The 26,935-nt window shown below is 67.9% G+C and carries 23 protein-coding genes; 11 read left to right on the forward strand and 12 right to left on the reverse strand.

Translation table 11 applies throughout. The features are described from left to right. Positions 1-58: 58 nt before the first annotated feature. The 3 genes from thpR to N792_RS07455 form a co-directional block, all read right to left on the reverse strand. Positions 59-643: an RNA 2',3'-cyclic phosphodiesterase gene (gene thpR, locus N792_RS07440; RefSeq protein WP_036193836.1), complete on the reverse strand. Its 585-nt coding sequence runs from the start codon at positions 641-643 to the stop codon at positions 59-61. A gap of 18 nt (positions 644-661) precedes the next feature. Next, entirely contained in the window at positions 662-2,557 is a 1,896-nt protein-coding gene (locus N792_RS07445; RefSeq protein WP_036193838.1) for an ATP-binding cassette domain-containing protein, read from the reverse strand. Positions 2,558-2,882: 325 nt separating this feature from the next. Then, complete coding sequence (locus N792_RS07455; RefSeq protein WP_036193841.1) at positions 2,883-4,487, reverse strand: protein adenylyltransferase SelO; 1,605 nt, start codon at positions 4,485-4,487, stop codon at positions 2,883-2,885. Positions 4,488-4,666: 179 nt separating this feature from the next. On the opposite strand from N792_RS07455, the gene N792_RS13985 reads away from it, so the two are divergent. Then, on the forward strand, positions 4,667-4,834 hold the full coding sequence (locus N792_RS13985) for a hypothetical protein (protein ID WP_156969334.1): 168 nt from the start codon (positions 4,667-4,669) through the stop codon (positions 4,832-4,834). Positions 4,835-5,172: 338 nt separating this feature from the next. Beyond that, the gene (locus tag N792_RS07460; RefSeq protein WP_036193842.1) at positions 5,173-7,278 is read left to right on the forward strand and encodes a DEAD/DEAH box helicase; all 2,106 of its coding nucleotides are present in this window, start codon (positions 5,173-5,175) and stop codon (positions 7,276-7,278) included. 136 nt (positions 7,279-7,414) lie between these two features. Here the strand turns inward: N792_RS07460 and N792_RS07465 are convergent, their stop codons facing one another. Further along, a complete protein-coding gene (locus N792_RS07465; protein ID WP_232219997.1) occupies positions 7,415-8,326 on the reverse strand; it encodes a pseudouridine synthase in 912 nt (303 codons plus the stop codon). A 178-nt stretch (positions 8,327-8,504) separates the two neighbouring features. Between N792_RS07465 and N792_RS13440 the strand changes: the two genes are divergently transcribed. The 4 genes from N792_RS13440 to N792_RS07485 all read left to right on the forward strand — a co-directional run bounded on the left by N792_RS13440 (position 8,505) and on the right by N792_RS07485 (position 12,095). Further along, positions 8,505-9,065: a DUF4142 domain-containing protein gene (locus N792_RS13440; protein WP_052103674.1), complete on the forward strand. Its 561-nt coding sequence runs from the start codon at positions 8,505-8,507 to the stop codon at positions 9,063-9,065. Between the two features lie 106 nt (positions 9,066-9,171). Continuing rightward, entirely contained in the window at positions 9,172-10,209 is a 1,038-nt protein-coding gene (locus tag N792_RS07475; protein ID WP_036193843.1) for a YeiH family protein, read from the forward strand. A gap of 79 nt (positions 10,210-10,288) precedes the next feature. Continuing rightward, a complete protein-coding gene (locus tag N792_RS07480; protein ID WP_036193845.1) occupies positions 10,289-10,837 on the forward strand; it encodes a YaeQ family protein in 549 nt (182 codons plus the stop codon). A gap of 112 nt (positions 10,838-10,949) precedes the next feature. Beyond that, on the forward strand, positions 10,950-12,095 hold the full coding sequence (locus tag N792_RS07485; protein WP_232220000.1) for a BaiN/RdsA family NAD(P)/FAD-dependent oxidoreductase: 1,146 nt from the start codon (positions 10,950-10,952) through the stop codon (positions 12,093-12,095). Between the two features lie 32 nt (positions 12,096-12,127). Here the strand turns inward: N792_RS07485 and N792_RS07490 are convergent, their stop codons facing one another. The 3 genes from N792_RS07490 to N792_RS07500 form a co-directional block, all read right to left on the reverse strand. After that, complete coding sequence (locus N792_RS07490; protein ID WP_036193846.1) at positions 12,128-12,475, reverse strand: carboxymuconolactone decarboxylase family protein; 348 nt, start codon at positions 12,473-12,475, stop codon at positions 12,128-12,130. Between the two features lie 105 nt (positions 12,476-12,580). Further along, positions 12,581-13,081: a pyridoxamine 5'-phosphate oxidase family protein gene (locus N792_RS07495; protein WP_036194001.1), complete on the reverse strand. Its 501-nt coding sequence runs from the start codon at positions 13,079-13,081 to the stop codon at positions 12,581-12,583. A gap of 138 nt (positions 13,082-13,219) precedes the next feature. Next, entirely contained in the window at positions 13,220-14,077 is an 858-nt protein-coding gene (locus N792_RS07500) for a PA4780 family RIO1-like protein kinase (protein ID WP_036193847.1), read from the reverse strand. A gap of 266 nt (positions 14,078-14,343) precedes the next feature. Here N792_RS07500 and N792_RS07505 point away from each other — a divergent pair, with 266 nt between their 5' ends. Further along, the gene (locus N792_RS07505) at positions 14,344-14,808 is read left to right on the forward strand and encodes an FKBP-type peptidyl-prolyl cis-trans isomerase (protein ID WP_052103677.1); all 465 of its coding nucleotides are present in this window, start codon (positions 14,344-14,346) and stop codon (positions 14,806-14,808) included. Between the two features lie 12 nt (positions 14,809-14,820). Here N792_RS07505 and N792_RS07510 read toward each other — a convergent pair whose 3' ends face one another. Continuing rightward, positions 14,821-15,807, reverse strand: coding sequence for an LLM class flavin-dependent oxidoreductase (locus N792_RS07510; protein WP_036193848.1), 987 nt, complete (start codon positions 15,805-15,807; stop codon positions 14,821-14,823). 159 nt (positions 15,808-15,966) lie between these two features. On the opposite strand from N792_RS07510, the gene N792_RS07515 reads away from it, so the two are divergent. Genes N792_RS07515 through N792_RS07525 form a run of 3 tightly spaced genes read left to right on the forward strand, consistent with a single transcriptional unit; the run spans position 15,967 to position 19,679 of the window. Next, positions 15,967-17,001: a Fe(3+) ABC transporter substrate-binding protein gene (locus N792_RS07515; protein WP_052103679.1), complete on the forward strand. Its 1,035-nt coding sequence runs from the start codon at positions 15,967-15,969 to the stop codon at positions 16,999-17,001. Beyond that, positions 16,985-18,613, forward strand: a complete 1,629-nt coding sequence (locus N792_RS07520; protein ID WP_198025576.1) for an ABC transporter permease — start codon at positions 16,985-16,987, stop codon at positions 18,611-18,613. Before N792_RS07515 ends, N792_RS07520 begins: the two co-directional genes overlap by 17 nt. Next, positions 18,603-19,679, forward strand: a complete 1,077-nt coding sequence (locus N792_RS07525) for an ABC transporter ATP-binding protein (protein WP_052103681.1) — start codon at positions 18,603-18,605, stop codon at positions 19,677-19,679. The genes N792_RS07520 and N792_RS07525 overlap by 11 nt, the downstream gene beginning before the upstream one ends. A 73-nt stretch (positions 19,680-19,752) precedes the next feature. On the opposite strand, the gene N792_RS07530 is transcribed toward N792_RS07525, so the two are convergent. After that, positions 19,753-20,226 (reverse strand): GNAT family N-acetyltransferase, encoded by a 474-nt coding sequence (locus N792_RS07530; protein ID WP_084105530.1) that lies wholly within the window; start codon positions 20,224-20,226, stop codon positions 19,753-19,755. A 10-nt stretch (positions 20,227-20,236) separates the two neighbouring features. Then, a complete protein-coding gene (locus N792_RS07535; protein WP_036194007.1) occupies positions 20,237-21,796 on the reverse strand; it encodes a serine hydrolase in 1,560 nt (519 codons plus the stop codon). A gap of 478 nt (positions 21,797-22,274) precedes the next feature. Here N792_RS07535 and N792_RS07540 point away from each other — a divergent pair, with 478 nt between their 5' ends. Continuing rightward, the gene (locus N792_RS07540; protein ID WP_052103686.1) at positions 22,275-23,546 is read left to right on the forward strand and encodes a TIGR03862 family flavoprotein; all 1,272 of its coding nucleotides are present in this window, start codon (positions 22,275-22,277) and stop codon (positions 23,544-23,546) included. 340 nt (positions 23,547-23,886) lie between these two features. Here the strand turns inward: N792_RS07540 and cueR are convergent, their stop codons facing one another. Together cueR and N792_RS07550 are read right to left on the reverse strand one after the other, a co-directional pair. After that, positions 23,887-24,360, reverse strand: coding sequence for a Cu(I)-responsive transcriptional regulator (gene cueR / locus N792_RS07545; RefSeq protein WP_156969335.1), 474 nt, complete (start codon positions 24,358-24,360; stop codon positions 23,887-23,889). A 70-nt stretch (positions 24,361-24,430) separates the two neighbouring features. Beyond that, positions 24,431-26,908, reverse strand: a complete 2,478-nt coding sequence (locus N792_RS07550) for a heavy metal translocating P-type ATPase (RefSeq protein ID WP_036193849.1) — start codon at positions 26,906-26,908, stop codon at positions 24,431-24,433. Between the last annotated feature and the right edge of the window lie 27 nt (positions 26,909-26,935).

The raw sequence follows: 26,935 nt of genomic DNA on the forward strand, positions 1-26,935 counted from the left end.
CAAGCCATGCTGCATGCGGGCGGCGGCGGTGGGAATACCCGCGCGGCGAAGATCGCGCTCAGCCCTGCCGCAGCGGCCACTGCCCCAGCAGCGTGTAGGCATTGCGTGCGCCCAGTTCGCTGTGGATCAGCACGAACGAGTCCACCCGCCACGGCAGCGGCGTGATCGCGGTCGATGGCAGCGGTCCACGCGCATCGCGCAGGACGGTCACGTGCGGCACCAGTTCCCTGCCGGAGCGGACCTGCACGCCGGCCTTGGCAAGTGCCACGCCAAGCTCGTCCCACAAGGCGCGCAGGCCATCGGGCATGGCGTCGGTGCCCAGCCACCACGGAATCGAGGCGTTGCGGAAGCTGCCGGCGCGATCCAGCAGCAGTTCAAACGGGCGCACATCGACCGTCGCTGCGGCGGCTTGCGCCTGATCAACCAGCGACGGTGGCAGCGCATCGAAATCGCCCAGGTACTGCAGGGTCAGGTGGTAGCGATGCGCCCCGATCCTGCGCCCGCCTGACCCGTGCTCGTGCTGCAGCTGTGCGGTAGCGTCGGCGATGCGCTGGCGCAGTTCGTCGCCGGGCCACAGGGCGAAAAACAGCCGGTGGATCGGGTTTCCGGGAGCGGCGAAACCAGCCAGGTCGAGTTGCTGCATGTCAGCCTCGCGCCCTGCTCAGTCGGCCTCGCTGTCCAGCTCCGCCCAGCGCGCATAGGCGGCGTCCAGTTCGGCCTGGACATCGGCCAATGCGGCGGTGTGGGCGGTGATCGCCGCGCTGTCGCGCTGGTAGAAGGCCGGCTCGTTCATTTCCGCGGTCATGCCGGTGAGCCGGGCTTCCAGGGCTTCGATCTGCGCCGGCAGCTTTTCCAGCTCGCGCGCCTCCTTGTAGCCGAGCTTGCGCCTGGGCCTGGTCGGCGTGGTGGCAGCCGCGGCGATCGGCGACACCGGCATCGAACTGGACTTGCCGCCCGTTGCCTCGGCATCGGGCAGCCGGCGCTGCCGCAGCCAGTCGGTGTAACCGCCGACGTATTCGCCGACGCGGCCATCGCCTTCCATCACCAGCGTGGAAGTCACCACGTTGTCGAGGAAGTCGCGGTCATGGCTGACCAGCAGCAGCGTGCCGGGGTACTCGCCCAGCAGCTCCTCCAGCAGTTCCAGCGTCTCCACGTCCAGGTCGTTGGTGGGTTCGTCCATCACCAGCAGGTTGGACGGCTGGGCGAACAGCTTTGCCAGCAACAGTCGGTTGCGCTCGCCGCCCGACAGCCGGGTGATCGGCGCGCGGGCGCGCTCGGGAGTGAACAGGAAGTCCTGCAGGTAGCCGATGACGTGCTTCTGCTTGCCGCCGACTTCGACGAACTCGCGGCCTTCGGACACGTTCTCCAGCGCGTTCCAGTCCTCGCGCAGGGTCGCGCGGTACTGGTCGAAATACGCGATCTGCAGGTTGCTGCCGGTGCGCACCTCGCCTTCGCGCGGCTGCAGCTCGCCCAGCAATACCTTCAGCAACGTGGTCTTGCCGCTGCCGTTGGGGCCGATCAGGCCGATGCGGTCGCCGCGGAAGATGGTCGTGGACACGTCGCGCATCAGCGGTTTGCCGCCGAAGTCGAACGAGACGTGCTTGGCCTCGATCACCTTCTTGCCGGACGACTCCGCCTGGGCGAGATCCATGCGCACGTTGCCGGTGCGGTCGCGGCGCTTGGCACGGTCAACGCGCATCGCCTCCAACCGGCGCACGCGGCCCTCGTCGCGGGTACGCCGGGCCTTGATGCCCTGGCGGATCCAGATTTCTTCCTGCGCCAGCATCTTGTCGAAACGCGCGTTTTCCTGCGCCTCGGCGTTCAGGCGCTCTTCGCGACGGCGCTCGTAGTTGGCCCAGTCGCCCGGCCAGCTGGTGACCTGGCCGCGGTCGATCTCGACGATCCGCGTCGCCAGCGCACGCAGGAAGCGCCGGTCGTGGGTCACGAACACCAGTGCGCCCTTCCAGGAATTCTTGAGGAAATCCTCCAGCCAGTCGATCGCCTCGATGTCCAGATGGTTGGTCGGCTCGTCCAGCAGCAGCAGGTCCGGTGCCGATACCAGCGCACGCGCCAGCAGCACCCGCCGCTTCATGCCGCCCGACAGCCCGGCGAAGGCGGCATCGCCATCCAGGGCGAGGCGGTCGAGCGTCTCCACCACGCGCTGGTCCGCGCCCCAGCCGTTGGCGGCTTCGATCTTGGCCTGCACCTCGGCCAGCGCATCGCCGTCGAACACTTCGGCGTGGCTGAGGCGATGGTATTCGGCCAGCCACGCGCCCAGTTCGCCCATGCCGGCGGCGACCACGTCGAACACGGTGCCGGTCGCGTCCCTGGGGACTTCCTGTTCAAGCCGGGCGATGCGGCGCCCGCCTTCAAGGCGGATCTCGCCGTCGTCGGGGTGGATCGTGCCCGACAGCAGCCGCAGCAAGGTGGACTTGCCGGCGCCGTTGCGGCCGATCAGGGCGATGCGTTCGCCGGGTTCAATGGACAGCTCGACGTTCTCGAGCAGGAGCGGGCCGCCGACGCTGTAGTCGACGCTGTTCAGGGTGATCAATGACATCCGCCCATTCTACGTGGCCGACGCGCCGGGTAGTTCGTGCCGACCCACCGCAGCGCATACTGTCGGGCGCGGCGCACGTTCGTCCGACCGCCCCATCAACGGATCACCGAGGAGATCGACATGGCAAAGGGCATGGACCAGAAGAAGGCCGAGAAAAAGAAACCGGCCAAGACCATGAAGGAAAAGAAAGCCGAGAAGCGCGACAAGAAAGCGAACAAGGCCTTCGCCCCCACCTGATCTGCAGCGCCGCCGGGGTGGCTGCATGGATCCGCGGCATTGATCCCATGCCCCGCCCGTCCGCAGCACTGCGTTGGGCGGGCAACCGTCAGGAGCTGCAGGACAACATCGAACACCCGGCCCGACTGCGCGCCCAATCGGGACGTTTGGCCGCGAACGCCTCGCGGCCAGGCTGGTCGTCATACGGCCGGCGCATGACATCGAGCAGCTCTTTCACGCCTTCCGGGTCGCCCTGGCTCGCACGGTCGATCGCCTGCTGGGCGAGGTAGTTGCGCAACACGTAGCGCGGGTTGGCGGCACGCATGCGGTTTCGCCGGTGGGTGGCAGCCGGCCCGTTTTCGTCGGAACCATCCTCCCGCAGGCGCCGGGCGTAGATGGCGAACCAGTCGTCGAACGCAGGTGCCGTGGCGATCCGCTTGGCGTCGTCGTAGAACGCGTCGGCAAACAGTCCGTGCGCTGATGTCCCGGACTCGAACGAGGCGGGCTCGAACCCAATGGGCTTGAAGTCAGCCAACGCGCGGAAGAACAACGTCATGTCGACCTCGCCATCGCGCAACAGCGTCTGCAACGCCTGCATCAGGCCGACGTCGTCATCGCGGCACTCGGCCAGGCCCAGCTTGCGGGCGATGTTGTCGCGATCGGCGGCGTTGAAGGTATCGACATACGCCTGCAGACCCGCCTGCAATGCCTCCACCCCATCGAACAACGGCGACAACGCGCCCGCCAGCCGGCCCAGGTTCCAGTACGCGACCGATGCCTGCTGGCCGAAGCGATAGCGCTTGCGCTGCGCATCGGTGGTGTTGGGAGTCCAGTCCGGATCGAAGTTGTCGATCCAGCCGTAAGGGCCGTAATCGATGGTCAGCCCGAGGACCGACATGTTGTCGGTGTTCATGACTCCATGAACGAAACCCACGCGCATCCAGTGGGCCACCATCACCGCCGTGTGCTCGCAGATTTCCCGGAACCACTGGCCATACAACGCCTCGCCCGCGCCACCCAGGTGCGGGAAATCGCGGCGGATGCAGAAGTCCGCAAGCTGGCGCAGCAGCGCGGTGTTGCCGCGCGACGCCGGCAACTCGAAGTTGCCGAAACGCAGGAACGAAGGGGCCACGCGGCAGACGATCGCCCCCGGCTCGGGCGCGGGATGGCCGTCGTAGAACATGTCGCGCACGACCATCTCGCCGGTACCGACCAGGCTGAGCGCGCGCGTGGTCGGCACGCCCAGATGGTGCATCGCCTCGCTGCACAGGAACTCGCGGATCGACGAGCGCAGCACCGCGCGACCGTCGGCAGTGCGTGAGTAGGGTGTCGGCCCGGCGCCCTTGAGTTGCAGCTCCCAGCGCTCGCCGGCCGCATTGACCACCTCGCCCAAGCTGATCGCGCGACCGTCGCCCAGTTGTCCGGCCCAGTGACCGAACTGGTGACCGCCGTAGTTGGATGCGAACGGCTGCATGCCGGGCAACAGCTCGTTGCCGGCGAACACGCGCGCAAAGCCGGGCGATGCGATGTGCTCCTCGCTGATGCCCAGCCGTGACGCCATTTCCGCCGAATGCGCCAGCAGCCGCGGAGCGGCGACCGGCGTGGGATCGACCGCCGACCACAGCGCCCCTTCGACCTGGCGCACCCGCGGACCCGTCTCCGGATCGCCCGGCATTTCACGCACGAAGGCATTGTCGAAATCGAAACCCAGCATCTGTCAGCTTCCTGTGGTGGCCATGGCGTGACGACCTGCGAGTACCCACAACCAGGGCGCGAATGATCCCCATCGTATGCCTGCCCGGTATGGATTCGGGTTCGATTCCGGCAGGCTCCGCCGGTGCTGCGTTGCGGCATGGCCTAGACTGACCCGGTTTACCTGAAAGGAGCTGCCCTATGGCAAAGCCGAATTATTCGTTTGAAAAGCGCCAGCGCGAGATCGCCAAAAAGAAGAAAAAGGAAGAGAAGCTGGCCAGGAAGCAGCCTGCAAAGCCCTTCTCCAACGACGCCGGCGAGCCCACCAACGCACCCGGGGAAACTGGCGGCGATACCAGCCAGGGCTGACCCCTGCCCGGCACCGATGGCGGACGGCCCCCTTCCGCCGCGGTTCCGCACACGCTCCATCCCGCACGTCCGTGGCGACAGCGCGCAGGCGGAGAGTTTTGTAAGAAGCCCGAACCGGAATCCCCGGTTTCGCGCCCCTGCCAGACAACGGCCGGGTCGATTGCATGACCAGATCGGCGGCCGATGCCCGCCAACCCGGCATCGAACACGCCATTGCGATGACTCGCAGGTAACCGGGCCGCCAGCGCCAAAGCAATAAAAATCATGCGTCGGGCACCGGCTGTCGTTAAACTACGCGGTCTACCCGACCGGCCATGCCGGCGCTGCCGAGAATTGCGATGAGCGCCGAAACGCCCGCTGCCCCCGATACCCAGTCCCTGACATTCACCGACCTGGCCCTGCCCGAGCCGCTGCTGCAGGCCATCACCGGCCTGGGCTACGAGTCCCCCTCGCCGATCCAGGCCGCGACGATACCGCCGCTGATGCAGGGTCGCGACGTGATCGGCCAGGCCCAGACCGGCACCGGCAAGACCGCCGCGTTCGCGCTGCCGATCCTGGCGCGCATCGATCCGAACCAGAAAACCCCGCAGGCGCTGGTGCTGGCACCGACCCGCGAGCTGGCGATCCAGGTCGCCGAGGCGTTCCAGAGCTATGCCGCCCACCTGCGCGGCTTCCAGGTATTGCCGATCTACGGCGGCCAGAGCTACTACCCGCAGCTGCAGGCGCTCAAGCGCGGCGTGCAGGTCATCGTCGGCACGCCCGGCCGCGTCATCGACCACCTCGACCGCGGCTCGCTGGACATCTCCGCACTGCGTTATCTGGTGCTGGACGAAGCCGATGAAATGCTGCGCATGGGCTTCATCGACGATGTCGAGAAAGTCCTCAAGAAGACCCCGGAAACCCGCCAGGTCGCGCTGTTCTCGGCCACGATGCCGGTGCAGATCCGCCGCATCGCCCAGACCTATCTGAAGGAACCGGTCGAGATCGCGATCAAGAACAAGACCAGCACCGCGGCCAACATCCGCCAGCGCTACTGGGCGGTCAGCGGCGTGCAGAAGCTCGACGCGCTGACCCGGATTCTGGAGGCCGAGCCGTTCGACGCGATGATCGTGTTCGCCCGCACCAAGCTGGGCACCGACGAGCTGGCGTCCAAGCTGGCGGCGCGCGGCATCTCGGCTGCCGCGATCAACGGCGACGTGCAGCAGGCCCAGCGCGAGAAGACCATCCAGAACCTCAAGGACGGCAAGATCGACGTGCTGGTGGCGACCGACGTCGCCGCGCGCGGGCTGGACGTGGACCGCATCAGCCACGTGCTGAACTACGACATCCCCTACGACACCGAAAGCTACGTCCACCGCATCGGCCGCACCGGTCGCGCCGGGCGCAAGGGCGAGGCGATCCTGTTCGTGGCACCGCGCGAGCGCGGCATGCTGCGCGCCATCGAGCGCGCCACCCGCCAGCCGATCGAGCAGATGGAGCTGCCGTCCATCGAGACGGTCAACGAGCAGCGCGTCTCGAAGTTCCTCGACCGCATCACCGACACCATGGCTGACAACGATCTGGGCGTGTTCCGCGAACTGATCGAACGCTACGAGCGCGAGCAGAATGTGCCCGCGGTCGAGATCGCCGCCGCCCTGGCCAAGCTGCTGCAGGGCGACAACCCGCTGCTGCTGACTCCACCGCCGCCGCGCCCGAAATACGAGCCCCGCAGCCAGTCGCACGATGCCGGCCCGCGTGAATTCGGCCACCGTGGCCAGGCGCCGCGCCCGCCGCGCCAGCAGCGTTCCGATCACCCGACGGCGGCGCCGCGCAGTTTCGACGAGCGCCACGCCGCACCGCCCGTGCGCGAGCCGCGCCGCTTCGACAGCCAGCCGTCATCGGCCAGCCACGGCGAGCGCCCCGTCGCCCCGCATCAAAGTCACAATCCATCGGCCAACGCCGCCGACGCCCTGTTCTCCGAAGACTCCGCCGCGTCCCATCACGCCCATGCGCGCCGGCCGGAGCCGCACGGCACCGAACGCCGTCCGCCGGAACGCAACGCCGCGCGTACCGAGGACATCGGCATGGAGACTTTCCGGATCGAGGTCGGCCACAGCCACGGCGTGCAGCCGGGCAACATCGTCGGCGCGATCGCCAACGAGGCCGACCTGGAAAGTCGCTACATCGGCCGCATCGACATCCGCGACGACTACAGTCTGGTGGACTTGCCCGAAGGGATGCCGCGTGAACTGATGGAGCACCTGAAACGGGTCTACGTTGCCGGTCAGCCGCTGCGCATCCGCCATGCGGAGGATGGCGACGCCACCGGCGGCCGCGCCGCGCGACCCAACTCGCCACGTCCGATGTCTGCCCGCCCGTCCGGCCCGCGTGGCCCGCACTCGGGCAAGCCTTCCGGTGGCAAGCCCGCCGGTTTTGCGCCGCGCAAGCCGTTCAAGCCGCGCTGAGCGATTCCCGCGCCCAGCCGTCGCCCGTCGCCCCTCGCCCCTCGCCCGTCAGCTTTTTGCAGGAGCGGCTTCGGCCGCGAGCCAGAACCGGCACGGGCGACCAGCTCCCCGATCGCGGCTAAAGGCGCTCCTACGATCAAAGGGAGTTCCTATGGGGCACCAGCGCCAACCGCCGCCCGCTCTCGAACTGCCGCATCTCCCCGGTCAACGGGTCGACGAACCGTAGGGACCGGGCCAGCAGTTTCAACGGCCGCCCATAGTCGTCCGCGACCTCCTCATGCAGCGCCGGGTAGAACCGGTCGTTGAGGATCGCCGCGCCCAGGGCGGCCATGTGCACGCGCAATTGATGCTTCTTGCCGGTGACGGGTTCCAGCGCATAGCGCCAGACATCGCCGGCCCGTTCCAGCACGTCGATCCGGCTCTCGCTGTTGGGAGGACCGGCAATCTCCTGCATCCGGAAAAATGGCTCGCCCGCCTGCAATCGGCTGCGACGGACGCAGGGAAATTCTCGATCCGGCAGCGCGGCCGCCAGCGCTTCGTAGCGCTTGAGGATCCGCTGCTCGCGAAACAGGGCCTGGTAATGGTTCCGGGTCGCAGGGTTGACCGAGAACATCACCAGCCCGGCCGTACCGCGGTCGATGCGATGCAGCGGCACCAGGTCGGGAAGGCCCAGCGATTGCTGCAGGCGCGCCAGCAAGGTCTCGCGAACGAAGGCACCGGCCGGCATCACCGGCAGGAAATGCGGCTTGTCGGCCACCAGCAGATCGGCGTCGATGTGCAGCACGCGTTCGGCGAACGGAATGGCGGCCTCCTGCACGACCTCCCGGAAATAGTGCACGGCCATCCCGACCCGGTAGGCCGCATCCGCAGCAATGGGGCGGCCGGCGGCATCCAGGACGCGACCACGCGCAAACCGGGCTGACCAGGTCGCCGCGTCGACCGCCGGAAAATGCGCGCACAGGGCCTGCAGCACGGTCGCCCATGGTCCCGCAGGCAACTGCAGGCGGCTCGCAGCGACACCATCAATGAACAACGGGTGCGAATTCACCCGCATAGCGTACGGGTCCGGCCGCCCACCGTGTTTGGGAAATCCGCTGGCGCCGTAAATCACGTCCCCTTCACATCCGGAGGCAACGCCTCGCCTAGATTATCCGTTGCAGGTTCATTCATCTTTTGACAGGCCACGGACCTGCAACTGCCCCGGCACGCCACCCAGGAGGAATGAAATGTCCAGGAAATGCTCCCTTGTCATTGCCGCCTTCGTACTGATCGCCGTGAGCGCCGCTTGCACGCAATCGGATCTTCGCCCGGCCAGCCAGGCGACCGTGCAGAACGCCGCCCGATCCACTCCCTCGCCGGTAGAGGTTTTCGCCCAGCTCATCGACCTGGACCAGCACGCGATCGCCAGGGCCGAGCAGGCGCAGTCGAAAAACATCGATGAGCCATTGCGCACGCTGGCCGAGAACATGCAGATGCACCACCGCCGCAATCTCACCCAGACCCGCGCGGTGGCCGACTCCGCCGGGGTGCATGTCGCCGAGACACCGGCGATGAGGACCCGTCGCGCCGAAAACGCGCGCAAACTCGAGGATCTGGCCGCGCACGACGGCGAATCGTATTCGCAGGCCTACCTCGCCGCCGTGGTGGAGACACACGAGGAAGCGCTGGCGCTGGTCGACACCTACCTGCAGTCCACCGACGATGAGGCGATCCGCTCCCACCTGGAGCGGACGCGCGGCAATTTCGCCGAGCACCTCGAAGCGGCGCGCGCCTTGCTGGACGGCTGACCGCAGGCCCCACTTCCGGGCAGGCATGTCCCGGCAGCCGGTTCATGACTGACGCAGCGAGCGGCAGCAGCTACCCTGTCGCCTCGCAACCGGATCACTGCCACCGATGTCGGCCACGCCCACGCCTTCGACTGCTGTTTCACCGCCGTATTCCTCCCCCTCCCAGCTATGGCCCGGCCTGCTGCTGGCGGCTGTCCTGGCCGTCGTGGCGTTGCTGCTTGGCCGTTGGCTGCCGCTGGTCGGCGGCCCGGTATTCGGCATCGTGCTGGGGGTGGCGATCCGCAACATCGTCGCTCCGCCATTGGCTTGCCAGCCGGGCATCAGGTTCGCCGGCAAGCAGGTTCTGCAATGGTCGATCGTCGCGCTGGGATTGGGCCTGAGCCTGGGCCAGGTGGCGCAGACCGGACTGGATTCGCTGGCGGTCACGCTGGTCACGGTAGCCGCGGCGTTCACCTCGGCGCTGCTGCTCGGGCGCCTGCTCGGGATTCCCTCGAAACTGAAACTGCTGATCGGTGCAGGCACCGCGATCTGCGGCGGTTCGGCCATCGCCGCGGTGACGCCGATCATCAAGGCCGACGAGCACGACACCGCGTTCGCGATCTCCACCATCTTCCTGTTCAACCTGGTTGCGGTGCTGGTGTTCCCGGCATTGGGGCACCTGATGGGCATGAGCCAGGAAGGCTTCGGCCTGTGGACCGGCACCGCAATCAACGACACGTCCTCAGTGGTCGCCGCCGGTTACAGCTACGGCCAGCTCGCCGGCGACCAGGCCACCATCGTCAAGCTGACCCGCGCCACCCTGATCATCCCGATGTGCCTGGTGCTCGCGGCGATCGAAGCGTGGCGGCACAAGAAAAGCGGCGGCGGCCACTTCGACCTGCGCAAGGTGATGCCGTGGTTCATCCTGTGGTTCGTGGTGGCATCGGCTGTACGCACCGTCGGGCTGATTCCCGAGGCCTGGCAGCCGCTCATCCATGCCGGCGCGCAGTTCCTGATCATCCTCGCGCTGACCGCGATCGGCCTGTCGGCCGACCTGCGCCGCATGGCCGCGACCGGCCTGCGACCGATCGCGCTGGGCCTGGGCGTGTGGTTCGCGGTCGCCGTCTCCAGCCTGGCGGTGCAATACCTCACGGGGCAGCTGTAGGTCGGGCCAGGCCGCCCGCGCGTCCACAGGGGACAGCGACAGCGCCTAGAATGTCGGGTTGTCCTTTCCCGAGTACCCCATGGCAATCAAGGCCACCGTCGTCAAAGCCGAGCTGCAGATCAGCGACATGGACCGGCATTACTACGCCACCCATGCGCTGACGCTCGCCCAGCACCCTTCCGAGACCGACGCGCGGCTGATGGTGCGCTTGCTGGCGTTCGCGCTGTACGCCGACGAGCGGCTCGAATTCGGCCGCGGGTTGAGCAACGAGGACGAAGCAGACCTGTGGAAGCGCGACTACACCGGCGAAATCGAGTTGTGGATCGACCTCGGCCATCCGGACGAATCGCGCATCAAGAAGGCCTGTGGACGCGCGCAGCAGGTGGTCGTGGTCAATTACGGCGGCCGTGCGTCGGATATCTGGTGGGACAAGATCTCCAGCTCGCTGACCCGGTTGAAGAACCTCACCGTGATCGACATTCCCGCCGACGTGGTCGATGCGCTGCCGGCAATCGGCGAGCGCGGCATGCGGTTGAACGTGCTGATCCAGGACGGCGAACTGCAGCTGATGGGCGACCGCGGCAGCACCGCCTTCCGGCCGACCGTGCGCATGGCCGCCGCCAGCTGATTGCATGACAGCGGCGAAGACAACCCCGCCGCCTGCCCGGCAGGCGCGCGTGCGGCAGGTCGCTGCCAGGCAGGCCGACGTCCTGGTGGTCGGTGGCGGCGCAGCCGGCTTGATGTGCGCGATCACCGCCGGCCAGCGCGGCCAGCGGGTGGTGGTGATCGAGCATGCCAACAAGGTCGGCAAGAAGATCCTGATGTCCGGCGGCGGACGCTGCAATTTCACCAACACCGGCACCACCCCGCAGAACTACCTGTCGGCGAACCCGCATTTCTGCAAGTCGGCACTGGCGCGCTACACGCCGTGGCACTTCATCGAGATGGTGGACCGCCACGGCATTGCCTGGCACGAGAAGGAGCTGGGCCAGCTGTTCTGCGATGTGTCGTCGAAGCTGATCGTGAAGATGCTGCTCGACGAGTGCGCCGCCGCGGGCGTGCAGGTGGAAACCGGTTGCAGCATCGAACAGGTGCAGCACGATGACAGCGGCGAATACCGGCTGCACACCACGCATGGCATGTTCCATGCGCCGGCACTGGTGATCGCCAGCGGCGGGCTGTCGATCCCGAGCATGGGCGCGAGCGGTTTCGGTTATGAACTCGCCCGCCAGTTCGGCCATGCGGTACTGCCGACCCGCGCCGGGCTGGTGCCGCTGACGCTGAGCGGCAAGCATCAGGAACGACTGGCCGACCTGAGCGGCGTCGCCCTCCCCGTCACCGCCAGTTGCGCCGGGCAGGACTTCACCAATTCACTGCTGATCACCCATCGCGGCCTCAGCGGGCCGTCGATCCTGCAGATCTCCTCGTACTGGCAACCCGGCGACAACCTGCAACTGGACCTGCTGCCGGGCCGCGATGCCCTGCAGAGCCTGCAACAGCTGCAACTCGAACGCCCCGCCGCCGAACTCAAGACCGTGCTGGGCGAACTGCTGCCCAAACGCCTTGCGCAGCGGTTGTGCGAGGTGTGGCTGCCGCACCTGCAGCCCAGCCGGCCGATGCGCCAGTTCAACCTGCCGCAACTGCGCGAAGTCGCGGCGACGCTGGAGCACTGGCCGCTGGTCGCCAGCGGTACCGAGGGCTACCGCACCGCCGAAGTGACTCTGGGCGGGGTGGACACCGACGGCGTGTCATCGACCACGATGCAATCGCGCCATGTGCCGGGCCTGTACTTCATCGGCGAGGTGCTCGACGTCACCGGCTGGCTCGGCGGCTACAACTTCCAGTGGGCCTGGGCATCGGGGCACGCGGCGGGGAGCGTCGCGTGAGCTGCTTCTCCCGCAAGTCGATGCGCTGACGGTCAGCCGGCCGCGGTGTCGTGGAAGTGCGCCATCGTGTCCAGTGCCAGCGCGGAGTGGGCATAGGAGCCGCCAGCGCGCATCTCGGCAGCGACCCAGATCGCCTCCATGATCTGCTGCTCGCTCGCACCCTGCTTGAGCGCCTCGGCGGTATGACCCCTGATGCAGTAGGGGCACTGGGTGACGTGCGCCACCGCCACCGCGATCAACTGCTTGGTGACGGCTGGCACTGCGCCCTCGGCAAACACGGCAGCGCTGAACGCCTTGAACGCCTTCAATGGCTCGGGTGCCAGCTCGCGGCGCTTGCGCGCGAGCTCTGCAGTGGCGTGCGGATACATCGACGTGTCCATGGATAGCTCCTCAAGCGTCCAGTGACTTCAAGTCATTGAAGGCAACGTCCCGGGCTCCCGCTTTCGCCGGAATGGCAAGCAAAAACCGGGTTTTGCGGGGCTTCCCTAACTGCCCTGCAGGTTGAGCAACGCGTTTTCCGACAGCCTCGCCGGGTCGTCGGTGACCGCGCTCAACGCCAGATACAGGGCCTTGCCGAAGATCGTGCCCGGGCCTTCCCAGTACTCGGCACTGTCGGCCTCCACCCGGATCATGCACAGGTTCCGGTCGTCCTCGCCCTTGTGGAAAAACATCTCCATCGCCGGTGACCACAGCGCCTCGATCCTGTCCCGGTCATGCACCACCGAGGCACGGCCGGCAACCGATACGTAGATGTTCCGGCCGGGCGATGCGTAGGCGATGTTGACGTGCGGATTGGCCACGATCTCGGCCACCTTGCCGCTGTCGTGCTCGGTGGCGAACCACAGCTCGCCGTCGAACTCGACCTCCTGCGTGGCCAGCGGCCGGCTCACCAGCCGGCCATCGGGCGCGATGGTGGTGAGCATCGCGACACGGATGTCGCGGATCAATCCGGCAAGGTGCGCGATGTTGGCGGCGCGGTCGCTCATGGCGGACTCCCGGGGCGGCAGGGCCGCGAACCGCGCGGCAACAAGCTCATCCAACCGCAGGCGTCAGCAAGACCAGGTGAAAGCACGGAGCGCAAGCCCCGATGCCGCGGCCATCCGCCGGCAGCGAAGCCGTGTCGCTCAGTCTTCCTCGGCCGCCGCTTCGCGTCCCTGCTGGCGGATCAGTGCCTCTTCGCGGGCGTCGCGGATCGCCAGCTGCACGCTGTCCAGATCGGCGGTGGACTCGTCGAACTCGAACTCGCCGGTGAGCTCGCTGTCGGGATGCAGCTCGCCCTTTTCGTACAGCGCCCACATCTCCTCGGCGTAGTGGGTGGACAGCAGTTCCGGCGCGACCCGGCCCAGGCTCAGGGTCAGGTTGTTGACGTCGCGCTGCAGCATCCTGCGCGCGGCGTTGTTGCCCGACGCGCTGACCACCTGCGGGAAGTCGATGATCACCGGGCCTTCCGGGCCGACCAGCACGTTGTATTCGGACAGGTCGCCGTGGATCAGGTCGATGCACAGCATCTTGACCACCTGGCGGATGAGGTAGCGGTGGAAACCGCGTGCCTGGTCCGGCGCCAGCTCGACCTCACCCAGCCGCGCCGCGGAATGCCCGTCGGCGTCGGTCACCAGCTCCATCACCAGCACGCCGTTGAAATACCCGCGCGGGCGCGGCACCCGCACCCCGGCATCCACCAGCCGATACAGCGCGTCGACCTCGGTGTTCTTCCAGGCGGCCTCCTGCTCCTTGCGGCCGAACTTGGTCGCCTTGCCGATCGCGCGCGCCTGCCGGCTGCCGCGCACCGTGCGGCCTTCCTGGTATTGCACGCGCTGCTGGAAACTGCGCTGCGCCATGTCCTTGTAGACCTTGGCGCACAGGATGTCGTTGCCCGAGCGCACCACGTACACCGATGCTTCCTTGCCACTCTTCAGCGGGCGCAGTACTTCGTCGATCACACCTTCGTCGATCAACGGCTGCAAGCCGGCGGGGGTCTTCATTATTGACGTTCGGCCTGAAAGGGCCGGCCAGTATGGTCGATTGCCGACCGCCATGGTCGCTGCAGCCGAAGCACGCCGTATATCGATCTCCAGGCTGACTGGCGGTGTAAAGCCGATACGTCCAGGGAAGCCCTGACCAATCCGCTCCTGATCGTCACCCGCGTCCGACTGGACCTCCGGTGGTCACAGGCCGGGATGACGACAGTTGTCCAGACCTCCCCCCGGATGATCAGCTAATCTCGCGGACCCGCTTCCGAGGCCCTGCCATGCGATTTCTTCCACTGCGCCCCTCGCAGGCTTTCGCGCTCGTCGTTGTCCTGGCCACGCTGCTGGCCGTCGCCTGCACGCCACCCGGGCCACCTGCAGGCGGCAGCGTGGCCGAGTTGCAGCGCATCGACCTGAAGGACGGCACCGGCCCGGTGGCGGCACCGGGCGATGAGGTCAGCGTCCACTACACCGGCTGGCTGTATGACGAAGGCGCGCCGCAGCAACGCGGCAAGCAGTTCGACAGCTCGCGCGAGCGCGGCGAACCGATCGTCTTCCTGCTCGGTGCCGGCCGCGTCATCCGTGGCTGGGATGAGGGCGTGGCCGGCATGCGGGTCGGCGGCCAACGCGTGCTGCTGATTCCCGCCGCCTACGGTTACGGCCGCAAGGGCGCCGGCGGCGTGATCCCGCCGGGCGCGTCGCTGGTGTTCGAGGTCGAACTGATGGACGTGCGCAAACAGCCGTAGGCGACCGGGCCGTCAGGCCGGCCGCATCGCCTGCGCGGCGATCTCGAACGAACGCACGCGGGCGGCGTGGTCGAAGATGTTGGCCGTCAACATCAACTCATCGGGCCGGTGGCGGTCGATGAACGCCGCAATGCCCTGCTTCACCGTCTGCGGGCTGCCGATCACCGCACATGACAGCGCATGCTCGACGCCCTGCTTCTCCTGCGGCGTCCACCAGGCGTCGATGTCGTCGATCGGCGGCGGCACCAGGCCGATATCGCCGCGGCGCAGCCTGGTGAATGCCTGTTGCTGGGTGGTGAACAGACGCCTCGCCTCGTCGTCGGTTTCCGCCGCCACGACGTTCAGGGCCAGCATCGCGTGAGGCTTCTGCAGGCGCGCCGACGGGGTGAAATCCCGGTGGTACAGCGCCATCGCATCCTCCATCGCGTCCGGCGCGAAGTGCGAGGCGAACGCGAACGGCAGGCCCATCGCAGCCGACAGCCGGGCACTGAACAGGCTCGATCCCAGCAGCCACACCGGCACCTCGATCCCCGCACCCGGCACCGCACGCACCGGCTGGCCGGGTCGCGCCGGGCGGAAGTACCCCAACAACTCGGCGACATCGTGCGGGAAGGCATCCGCGCCCTCGTGGTAGCGGCGCAGGGCGCGCACGGTCGCCTGGTCGGTGCCCGGCGCGCGCCCCAATCCCAGATCGATGCGGTCCGGATACAGCGACGCCAGCGTGCCGAACTGCTCGGCGACCTGCAGCGGCGAGTGGTTGGGCAGCATGATGCCGCCGGCGCCGACCCGGATCGTGCTCGTGCCGCCGGCGACGTGGCCGATCAGCACCGCGGTGGCGGCACTGGCGATGCCCGGCATGTTGTGGTGCTCGGCCAGCCAGTAACGCGTGTAGCCGAAGCGCTCCGCATGACGCGCCAGATCCAGCGTGTTGGCGTAGGCCTGGCGGATGTCGCTGCCTTCGGTCACCGGCGCAAGGTCGAGCAGCGAGTAGGGAATCATTGGCGGGCCCGAGCGTGAAGGAACTCACCATATGGGGCCCCGCGCAGGATTTTTCCATGCACTTTTCCATGCACTGAAGCGATCGTTCGTAGATAATAGCCATTCTCATTTGCCGCCCTTCGAGGTGCGTCCGTGCGCTTGCCGTCCCCCGTAGTCCCGATGTCCCTTGCGATCCTGGTTTCCCTGGCCGCCTGTTCGGCCGACAAGTCGCCCACTTCTGTCGCCTCCCCCGATACGACGGACAAGACCGCAGCCGGCGAACTGGTGGTCTACACCTCGCGCAACGAGCAGCTGCTCAAGCCGTTGTTCGACCAGTACACCGAACAGACCGGAGTCAAGATCACCTACCTGACCGACAAGGCGCCGCCGCTGATGGAGCGTCTGAAAGCCGAGGGCAGCCGCAGCCCGGCGGACGTGTTCATCACCGTCGATGCCGGCAACCTGTGGCAGGCGACCAATCTGGGCCTGCTGCAGCCGATCGCCTCGGAGCGGCTGGAGAAGAACATCCCGGCGAACCTGCGCGACCCGGACAACCGCTGGTTCGGCCTGTCGGTGCGCGCGCGCACGATCATCCACAACCCGGCCGCCGCGCCGGCCGACACGCTTTCGACCTACGAAGACCTGGCCGACCCGAAGTGGAAGGGCAAGCTGTGCCTGCGCACCAGCAACTCGGTCTACAACCAGAGCCTGGTCGCCACGATGATGGCCAGCCTGGGCGCGGAAAAAACCGAACAGGTCGTGAAGGGCTGGGTCGCGAACCTCGCCGCACCGCCGATGGCAAGCGACAACGAGGTGATCGACGCGATCGCCGCCGGCCGCTGCGACGTGGGCATCAGCAACACCTATTACCTCGGCCGCGCGCTGCGCAAGAACGCCGAGCTGCCGGTCACCGTGTTCTGGCCAAACCAGGCCGAAGGCGAGCGCGGCACGCACGTCAACGTGTCCGGTGCGGGCGTTACCAAACATGCCCCGCATCCGGAAGCCGCCATCGCCTTCATCGAGTGGCTGTCGGATGGCCCGGCGCAGGAACTGTTCGCGGGCGAGAACCTGGAGTACCCGGCCAATCCTGCGGTCGCCACTGATCCGCTGATCGCGGCGTGGGGCGATTACCGCCAGGACCTGATCAACGTGTCCGAAGCCGGCGCGATGCAGGCCGAGGCGGTCAAACTGATGGACCGTGCCGGCTATCGCTGATCCGTTCCAGCGTCGGTACGCGTCCGTCCGTCCGGGCATTGGTCCGCGGGGATGGACCTGGCTGGCAGTCGCGCTGAGCCTGCCGAGCCTGATCCCGCTGACCGCGACCCTGGCGGCACTGGCGCGGCCCGACAGCGACACCCTGCACCACCTGTGGCAGTACGTGCTGCCGCAGGTGGCCGGCAATACCGCGTGGCTGTTGCTCGGCGTCGGCGCGGGCACGGCGGTGCTGGGTACAGCGCTGGCAGCGCTGGTCGCCTTGTGCGAGTTCCCCGGCCGCCGCTGGTTTTCCTGGCTGCTGGTGCTGCCGCTGGCGATGCCGGGCTACGTGCTCGCGGTCGCCTTCATCGGCCTGTTCGACTACGCCGCGCCGCTGACGTCCTTCCTGCGCGACAGCGTCGGGACGCAGTTGCCGGACATCCGCTCACGCACAGGCCTGATCGCGGTGATGACGCTGGCGCTGTACCCCTACGTCTACCTGGTCGCGCGCGAGGCCTTCGCCAGCCAGGGCGCACGCGCGATGGAAGCAGCCCGCGCCTTGGGCATGGGACCATGGCGCGCATTCTGGCGTGCCAGCCTGCCGATGGCACGGCCGTGGATCGCCGGCGGCACCCTACTGGTGCTGATGGAGACGCTGGCCGATTTCGGCGCTGTCTCCGCCTTCAATTACGAGACCTTCACCACCGCGATCTACAAGGCGTGGTTCGCGCTGTTCTCCACCGACACCGCGTTGCAGATCGCCGCCGTGCTGCTGCTTGGCGTGCTGGTGCTGGTCGGTCTGGAAGCCGCGTCGCGCAAGCGTCAATCCTTCGCCCGCGTGGGTCTGGCCGAGGCAGCCCGGATGCCACTGGGACGCCGCGGCTGGTGGGCCACGGGCGGTTGCTCACTGGTGCTGTTCGCAGCGCTGGCATTGCCATTGTCGCAACTGGTCTGGGACGGCATGGCCCATCTGGCCGACCTCGACCTGCGCTACTTCGCCAGCCTGCGCAACGCGCTGTCGCTGTCGGCGATGGCGGCGGTACTGACCACCATCGCCGCGTTCGTCATCGCGCTGGCAGCGCGCGAGCAACCCGGCCTGCTGACCACCGCCATCACCCGCGTCACCACCCTCGGCTACGGCCTGCCGGGCGCGCTGCTGGCGATCGGCCTGTACGTGCCGGTGGCGACATTCTCGACCTGGCTGATGGACACCCGCGGCTGGGATGTGCCGCTGGAAGGCGGCCTGCTGCTGTTGCTGGTCGCCTACGGCATCCGCTTCCTGGCCGTCGCCCACACGCCCGTAGCCGGCGGCCTGCTGCGGATCCGCCCGCAACTGCTGGAAGCCAGCCGCAGCCTCGGTGTGACCGGCGCGCGCCAGCTGCGGCAGGTGCATTGGCCGTTGCTGCGTGGCAGCTTCGCCACCGCCGCCCTGCTGGTATTCGTGGACACGATGAAGGAAATGCCGATCACCCTGATGATGCGACCGTTCGGCTGGGACACCCTGGCCACGCGCGTGTTCGAGCTGACCAACGAAGGCGAATACGCCCGCGCCGCCCTGCCCTCGCTGGCGATCGCGCTGGCCGGCCTGATCCCGGTGATCGCACTGACCCGACGGGGACGCAATGCAACTTGATATCGACGACGCGGCAGTCGGCTACGACGGCCGGATCGTGCTGGAAGGCGCAAGCCTGACCCTGGCCGATGGCGAGATCGGCTGCCTGCTTGGCCCGTCCGGTTCTGGCAAGACAACCCTGCTGCGCGCCGTGGCCGGCTTCGAGCCGCTGCTTCGCGGCCGCATCCGCGCCGACGACCAGTTGCTGGTCGGCGACGGCGTGCACCTGCCGCCGGAGCAGCGCCAGATCGGCATGGTGTTCCAGGACCACGCCCTGCTGCCGCACCTGAGCGTGCTCGACAACGTGCGCTTCGGCCTGTTCCGCTGGCCTCGCGCCAAGGCGATCGCCCGCGCCCGCGAAATGCTGGATCTGGTCGGCCTGGCCGACACCGCCAAGCGCCAGCCGCACCAGCTGTCGGGCGGTCAACAGCAACGCATCGCCGTCGCCCGCGCGCTGGCGCCACAACCCCGGCTGGTGTTGCTGGACGAGCCGTTCTCCAGCCTTGATCCCGACCTGCGCGAGCGGTTGGCCGTGCAGGTGCGCGCGGCCCTGAAGGCGACCGGTGTCGGCGCCCTGATGGTCACCCACTCGCAGGCCGAAGCGTTCGCGATGGCCGACCGGGTCGGCGTCATCGGCCACGGCCGGCTGCAGCAGTGGGCCAGCGCCTACGACCTGTACCACCAGCCCGCCAACCGCTTCGTCGCCGGCTTCGTCGGCGAAGGCGTGCTGATGCCGGCCCGGGTGGTCGACGACTGGCACGTCGGCACGGAATTCGGCGTGCTCGCCGCCGACCACCAACTGCTAGATCCGCCCGGCAGTGCAGTGGAGATGCTGCTGCGCCCCGACGACGTCATCCATGACGACGACGCACCACTGCAGGCACGCATCGTGCGTCGCCACTTCCGCGGCGCGGACTTCCTCTACACCCTGCAACTCGACGGCGGCGGCCTGGTGCAGGCGCTGGTGCCCTCGCACCACGACCACGCCATCGGCCAGAGCATCGGCATCCGGCTGGATCTGGAGCATGTCGTGGTGTTCGAACAGCCGGAAAACGGCTTGGGCAACGGGCTGCTGCAGTCGGCGTGAGCCCTGCCTTGTGTCGGGCGGCTTCCGGGCAAACTCCAGCGCCGCTGCGAATCGACTGTTCCCAGCCGATGGATCAGTCCAGGCCTCGAAGCGGATCCGGACTGGACGAAGGGTGCGGCGGCAAATCGCACGCCATGTGGATCGCGCCGTCCACAACCGACTCCACCCTGAAACCCGAGCGGGCATAAAGCGCCTTGGCCGGATTGTCCTCGTAGACGCGGAGCTGCAGGCGTCGAAAGCCACGACTGGCTGCGATGGACTGAGCCTGCCGCACGGCCCAGGCGCCTATGCCTCTCCCCTGATATTCCGGAACGATCTGGAGATCCCGGAGCCCCAGTGCACCCTCCTCCGGGGCCAGCCTCAGGAGGCCAACCACCCGGGAGTCCACGGCGATCACCAGATTCTCGAACGTCGCCCAGCTGGCGAGAAAGCGGTCCGGATCCCAAAGGACCTTTCTCGCCGCCAGGTAATCGCCCATGTTGCGACGGCTGAGCGACTCGCAGAATGCGAACTCCTCTTGTGTTGCCGGTCGCAGGGAAACGTCCATTGCCACCCGACTACTTGCCGTCCTTCTTCACCGGCACCAGCCGAAGGTGCTGGAAGTCGAAACTGAAATCGGTCAGCGGGGAGATCGACTCGATCCGTGCTTCGCGGATTTTCCCGTCCGGGTTGAGCGAAAAGCTCAGGAACGCATCGGCGTTCAACCAGCGCTGGTCCCAGCGCACCACGAAGGTATCGTGCTGCCAGTGGCTCAGGCTGCCGACCAGATCCGGGGTTTTGCTGAACTGGATACGCAATTTGCCGTCCTGCTCGCTCACCACGATGTCGCCGTACCAAGGGTCACGGTAGGTGTTGGCGTAACCGCTCAAGGGCAATGACGGCCGCGAGCGGAGGTCGCGCGCGGCGATGTGCTTCTGCCAGGATGCCTCGGCCTTCTGCTCCTGGTTGCCACGCGCCGCCAGATAGGCGCTGGTCCAGTCGGTCGGCGGGGCATCCAGGAACGCATCCAGCGCCTGCATCGTGATCGACTGGAACGCGCCGCCGGCCTCGGCGCTGGTCAGCACGATGATGCCCAGGTTCTGCTCGGGCACCATCGTCACGCGCGACACGTAGCCGGGCCAGCCGCCGGTGTGCCAGACCAGCTTGTTGCCGCGGTAGTCGGACAGGCTCCAGCCTTCGCCGTAGCCGAGGAAGTTCGGTGTCGCCGCCGCCAGCGCCGGCACCGCCGGCTTGCCGACCGGGATCGGGGTGATCATCGTCCACATCTCGCGCTGGCGCTTCTCGCTGAACAGGCGTGCTGGCTCCGCGTCGGTCGTTGCGCCCTCGGCAGGCGCGATCACACCGCGGTCGAGCTGCATGCGCACCCACTTGCCCAGGTCATGCACGCTGGAATACAGCCCGCCCGCACCCGACACGTTGCCCCACGACATCCGCGGCGCGGCCACCAGCCGGGTGAAGTCCTCCTTGGAATAACCGGTGGCCACGTTGTCGCCGGGCCGCAGGTCATCGCTGTTGAAGCGGGTCTCGTGCATGCCCAGCGGCGCGAAGATACGCGCCTGCAGGAAGTCCTTGTACGACTGCCCGCTGGCCGCCTCGATCACCAGCTGGGCGACGCCGTACAGGATGTTGTCGTAGGCGTACTGGCCGCGGAAGCTGCCGTCCAGCGGCACGTCCCTGAGCCGGCGCGCGACCTCTTCGGTGCTGTAATCGGTGCCCGGCCAGTACAGCAGGTCGCCGGCTCCCAGACCCAGTCCGCTGCGGTGCGCGAGCAGGTCGCGGATGCGCATTTCGCGGGTCACGTAGGCGTCGGACATTCGGAACCACGGCAGGTGGTCGATCACCCGGTCGCTCATGTCGAGCTTGCCGTCGTCCGCCAGGATCGACAGCGACGCGGCGGTGAACGCCTTGGTGTTGGAGGCGATGGCGAACATCGTGTGCTCGTCCACCGGCTGCCGGTTCTGCAGATCGCGCGGGCCGTAGCCGCGCTCCAGCACGACCTGGCCGTCCTTGATGATCGCCACCGCGATCGCGGGCACGTCGAACTTCGCGCGCACGTTGTCGACATAGGCGTCGAAGTCTCGCAGCCGGGCCGGGACGACGCCGGCATCGGAGAACATGCTGCCGGAGCGCGTCGCATCGGGCACTGCACTGGTGATGACGGCTTCCTGCGCAACGGTGACGCCGGATACAGCAAGCCCGAGCGCGAGGACCAGGCCGCGCGCGTAAAAACCTTGGTTTCGCATGGAACGATTTCCCCCGGGAGACAGCCGCTGACCTTACCGCAGCGGATGCCCGAACGAGCATCGGATGTCGCTGCAACGGTGCTCGGCCATACCTGGATCGACACAACGCCATGAGGAAGGTTTTAACAACGCGGCTTTTGCCCGTCGTTCCCGCGAAGGCGGGGAAAAGCGCGAAGCGCGCAGATCGTCTCGCAGAGACGACCCGAAGGGCGAACAAAGCGAGTTCCCCTGAGTCATTGCTTTCAATGAGTTGAAGTCACTGGCTCCCCGCTTTCGCGGGGACGACGACAATTGTTCAGACCTTCCATAATGTCGCCCCGCTTTTCAGTCCCGGTCCGCAACGCCCGTGCCCATGCCTGTCGAACCCGCTCCCCTTCCCGGCCTCGCCATCATCGGCGGCGGCCCTGCCGGCCTCATGGCGGCCGAGGTCGCGCGTGCGGCGGGCATCGAGGTCGACCTGTTCGAGGCCAAGGGATCGGTCGGGCGCAAGTTCCTGATCGCCGGCAAGGGCGGGCTGAACCTCACCCACGGCGAGCCGCGCCCCGGGTTCGACCACCGCTACCGCGAACGGCAGGAGGCGGCTGCCGGCTGGCTCGACGACTTCGGCCCCGATGCCCTGCGCGACTGGGCGCGCGGACTGGGTGTGGAGACCTACGTCGGCAGCTCGGGGCGGGTGTTTCCGCTCGACCGCAAGGCGGCGCCGCTGCTGCGTGGCTGGGTGCGGCGGCTGCGCGAGGACGGGGTGCGCTTCCATGTGCACCACCGCTGGCTGGGCTGGACGGACGACAACGCACTGCGGTTCGCGACACCCGATGGCGAGCGCCGCGTGCATGCGGCCGCGACGGTGCTGGCACTGGGTGGCGGCAGCTGGCCGCAACTGGGATCCGATGGCGCATGGCAGCCCTGGCTGCTGGAGCGAGGCGTCGATGTCGCACCGCTGGTACCGGCCAACTGCGGATTCGACATCGCCTGGAGCGACCACTTTTCCAGCCGCCATGCGGGCGCGCCGTTGAAGCCGGTCGTCGCCCACTGGCGCGAGGCCGATGGCGAGCACACGCTGCAGGGCGAGTGTGTGGTCACTGAAACAGGTATCGAGGGCAGCCTGATCTATGCGCTGTCCGCACAATTGCGCGAAACGATTGCGCGCGACGGTGAGGCCACGCTGACACTCGACCTGGCCCCCGGCCGCACGCTGGAACGGCTGCAGCATGACTTGGGTAAACCACGCAACAGCCGCAGCGTCAGCGACCACCTGCGCCGCCAGACCGGGCTCGGCGGCGTCAAGGTCGCCCTCCTGTACGAAGTACTGGGAAAGGACCGGATCGGCGACGACGCCCTGCTCGCGCGGACGATCAAGCGGCTGCCCCTGACCCTGCGCCGCGCGCGACCCATCGCCGAAGTCATCAGCAGCGCCGGCGGCGTGCGGCTGGAAGCGATGGACGACGCCCTGATGCTCGCCCGACTGCCCGGCGTTTTCTGCGCCGGCGAGATGCTGGACTGGGAAGCCCCCACCGGCGGCTACCTGCTGACCGCATGCTTCGCCAGCGGCCGACGCGCAGGTTTGGGTGCCGTCGAGTGGCTGCGCCACATGCAATCCCATTCAATGCAGGCGGCTCCCATGTAGGAGCGGCTTCAGCCGCGAACATGCAGAGATATGAGCGCCTGCACAGCTTGATTCAGATGCCACCTGCACGTCGGGAGCGAGGCAGAAACCGGGCACTCGGGGCTCTCCGCGTTCGCGACTTACGTCGCTCCTACGATCGAAGGGAGTCCAGTCGGACAAACTTGGCTGGGGAGTTCCGCATCGACGTGCCATGCGTTGCGCCGGACTATGCAGATGTACGACTCACATCGCTCCTACGGTCGCAGCAAGCAGGCGAGTGACACGGCGGCAAGTGTATGTAGGAGCGACGTGAGTCGCGAACGCGCAGAGATACGAGCACCGGCACCGTTTGATTCAGACGTCACCTGCCCGGATCGCCCGCCAGGTCATCCAGGATCGGGCAGTCCGGCCGGTCACCGCCCTGGCAGCGGTGGGCGAGCTGCTCCAGCGTGCGCTGCATGGCCTGCATCTCCTCGACCTTCTTCGCCAGTTCGGCGGCGTGCGCCAGCGCCAGTTGTTTCACCTCGCCACTGGCCCGCGAACGGTCGTCCCACAGCGCGAGCAGGCTGTCGATCTGCCTGATCGGAAATCCCAGCGAGCGGGCGCGATGGATGAAGCGCAGGCGGTGCAGCGCGGTTTCGTCGTAGATCCGGTAGCCGGCCTGGGTACGGGCCATGGCCGGCAGCAGGCCAATCGCTTCGTAGTGGCGGATCATCTTCGCCGACACGCCGGTGAGCGCGGCGGCCTCGCCGATGTTGTGCAGGCCGTCGGCGAGGGCTTCCGCCAGCTCCGGCTTCGGCGCGCGTGACGAGGCTGAGCGTGCGGTGTTGCTCACTGGCAGCTCCCTGGGGCGACACCAGGTGCCGGCCCGGCTTTGGAATGGATTTCGCGATCAGCGCTGGCCATCAATCCTGCTCCGGCAGCGCAACCGCCGAGCGCGGCTTCCAGCGCCTCAGCAGCAGGGTATTGCCTACGACGCTGACACTGGAGAACGCCATCGCCGCGCCGGCCACCACCGGATCGAGCAGGCCTGCCGCCGCCAGCGGAATCCCGACCACGTTGTAGATGAAGGCCCAGAACAGGTTCTGCCGGATCTTGGCGCTGGTACGGCGCGAGACCGCGATCGCGTCGGCGACCAGGCGCGGATCGGAGCGCATCAGGGTGATCCCGGCGGCGTGCATGGCGACATCGCTGCCGCCGCCCATCGCGATGCCGACATCGGCCGCCGACAGCGCCGGGGCGTCGTTGATGCCGTCGCCGACCATCGCCACCGGGCCGTGCGAGCGCAATTCCAGCACCGCCTCCGCCTTGTCGCCGGGCAGTACATTGGCGCGCACGTCGTCGATGCCGAGCGCGTCGGCGACGGCCTGGGCCGCGCCGCGGTTGTCGCCGGAGATCATCGCCGTGCGCAGACCGAGCCGGTGCAGGGTATCGATCGCGGCGCGCGCCTGCGGTCGCGGCTCATCGCGGAACGCGAGCAGGCCAAGCAGGCGGACCGCATCCGCAGTCCGCTCGGCAAGCCACGACACACTGTGGCCTTGTGCCGCCAGCTCGTCGCCGCGCGCCTGCAGGGCACCGACGTCCACGCCGGACTCTTGCATCAGACGGGAACTGCCCAGCAGCAGGTCGCGGCCCTCGACGTCGCCTTCCAGCCCGCGCCCGGCCAGCGCCCTTACCCTGGTCGCCTGCGGAAAGCCGGCCGGTCGCGCGGCCTCCACCACCGCGTTCGCCAGCGGATGCTCGCTGCCCGACTGCAGCGCGCCGGCCAGTCGCAGCAATGCGGCGTGGTCGCCGTCGACCGCCACGTGCTCGGCGAGGGTCGGCCGGCCTTCGGTCAGGGTGCCGGTCTTGTCGAAGGCGATCACCTGCAACGAGCGCGCGGTTTCCAGCACTTCGGCGTCCTTGATCAGGATGCCGGCGCGGGCGGCGACGCCGGTACCGGCCATGATCGCGGTCGGCGTGGCCAGGCCCAGCGCGCACGGACAGGCGATCACCAGCACCGCGACCGCGTTGAGGATCGCGACGTTCCAGTCGCCGCCCAGCAGGCCCCAGCCCAGCAGCGTCAGTACGGCAACGCCGACCACCACCGGCACGAACACCGCGCTGACCTTGTCGACCATGCGCTGGATCGGCGCCTTCTTCGCCTGCGCGTCCTCGACCAGCCGGATGATCCGGGCCAACGCGGTCTCCGCGCCGACCGCGAGCGTGCGCAGCCGTAGGCGGCCCTCGCCGTTCACCGCACCACCGGTCACCCGGTCACCGGGCTGCTTGGCGACCGGCAATGACTCGCCGGTGATCAGCGACTCGTCGGCGTGGCTGCGGCCTTCGATGACCTCGGCATCGACCGGGATGCGCTCGCCCGGCAGCACTCTGACCTCGTCGCCGACAACGACTTCGGCCAATGGCAGTTGTCGCTCGACGCCGTCGCGCAGCACGCGCGCGGTCGCCGGGCGCAAGGCCTGCAACGCGCGGATCGCCTCGGTGGTCTGGCGCTTGGCCCGCGCTTCCAGCCACTTGCCCAGCAGGACCAGGGTGATGACCACCGCCGAGGCCTCGAAATACAGATGGCCGTCGCCGTGCCCGGCATCGGCCAGCAGATGAGGCGCGATCAAATGGAACACACTGAGGCCGTAACCCGCGCTGGTACCGAGCGCGACCAGCAGGTCCATGTTGCCGGTGCGTGCCTTCAGCGCGCCCCAACTGGCGCGGTAGAAGCGCGCACCCAGCCAGAACTGCACCGGCGTCGCCAGGGCGAACTGCCACCATCCCGGCAGCATCCAGTCGCGGCCGAACGGCATCGCCAGCATCGGCAACATCAATGGCGCCGACAGCACGATCGCGATGACGAGGTGTCGCAGCTCGCGCGAGCGCCGCGGGTTCGCGGCCGTCCCGCCCGATTCGGAAGTGGCGGCATCGCCTGTCGACTCGCCCTGCGGCAAGGTCGCGGCGTAGCCGGCCTGGGTGACCGCGGCGACCAACGCGGCCGGATCGGTGCCGCCCGCCGTACGCACGGTGGCGCGCTCGGTCGCCAGGTTGACGGTGACCTCCAGCACGCCGGGCACCGCCGCGAGCGCCTTCTCGACCCGGCCCGCACACGACGCACAGGTCATGCCTTCGATCGCCAGATCGACCGAGTCTTCCGCGACCCGATAACCGGCGGCGCGCACCGCGTCGATCAGCGCGGTTGCGGCCACCTCGTCCCCGGCCCGGATTTCCACGCTTTCGGTGGCCAGGTTGACGCTGGCCGCCTCCACGCCCGGCACCTTGGCCAGCGCCTTCTCGACCCGGCCCACGCAGGACGCACACGACATCCCGAGGACGTCGAAGCGCACGGTGCGCGGGTTGGCGCTTGGGTCATTTGCGGGGATGGCAGGTGCAGACATGGCGGACTCCGGAGCTTGGCTTGCGGG

The sequence above is a fragment of the Lysobacter concretionis Ko07 = DSM 16239 genome (assembly GCF_000768345.1).
Lineage (GTDB): Bacteria > Pseudomonadota > Gammaproteobacteria > Xanthomonadales > Xanthomonadaceae > Novilysobacter > Novilysobacter concretionis.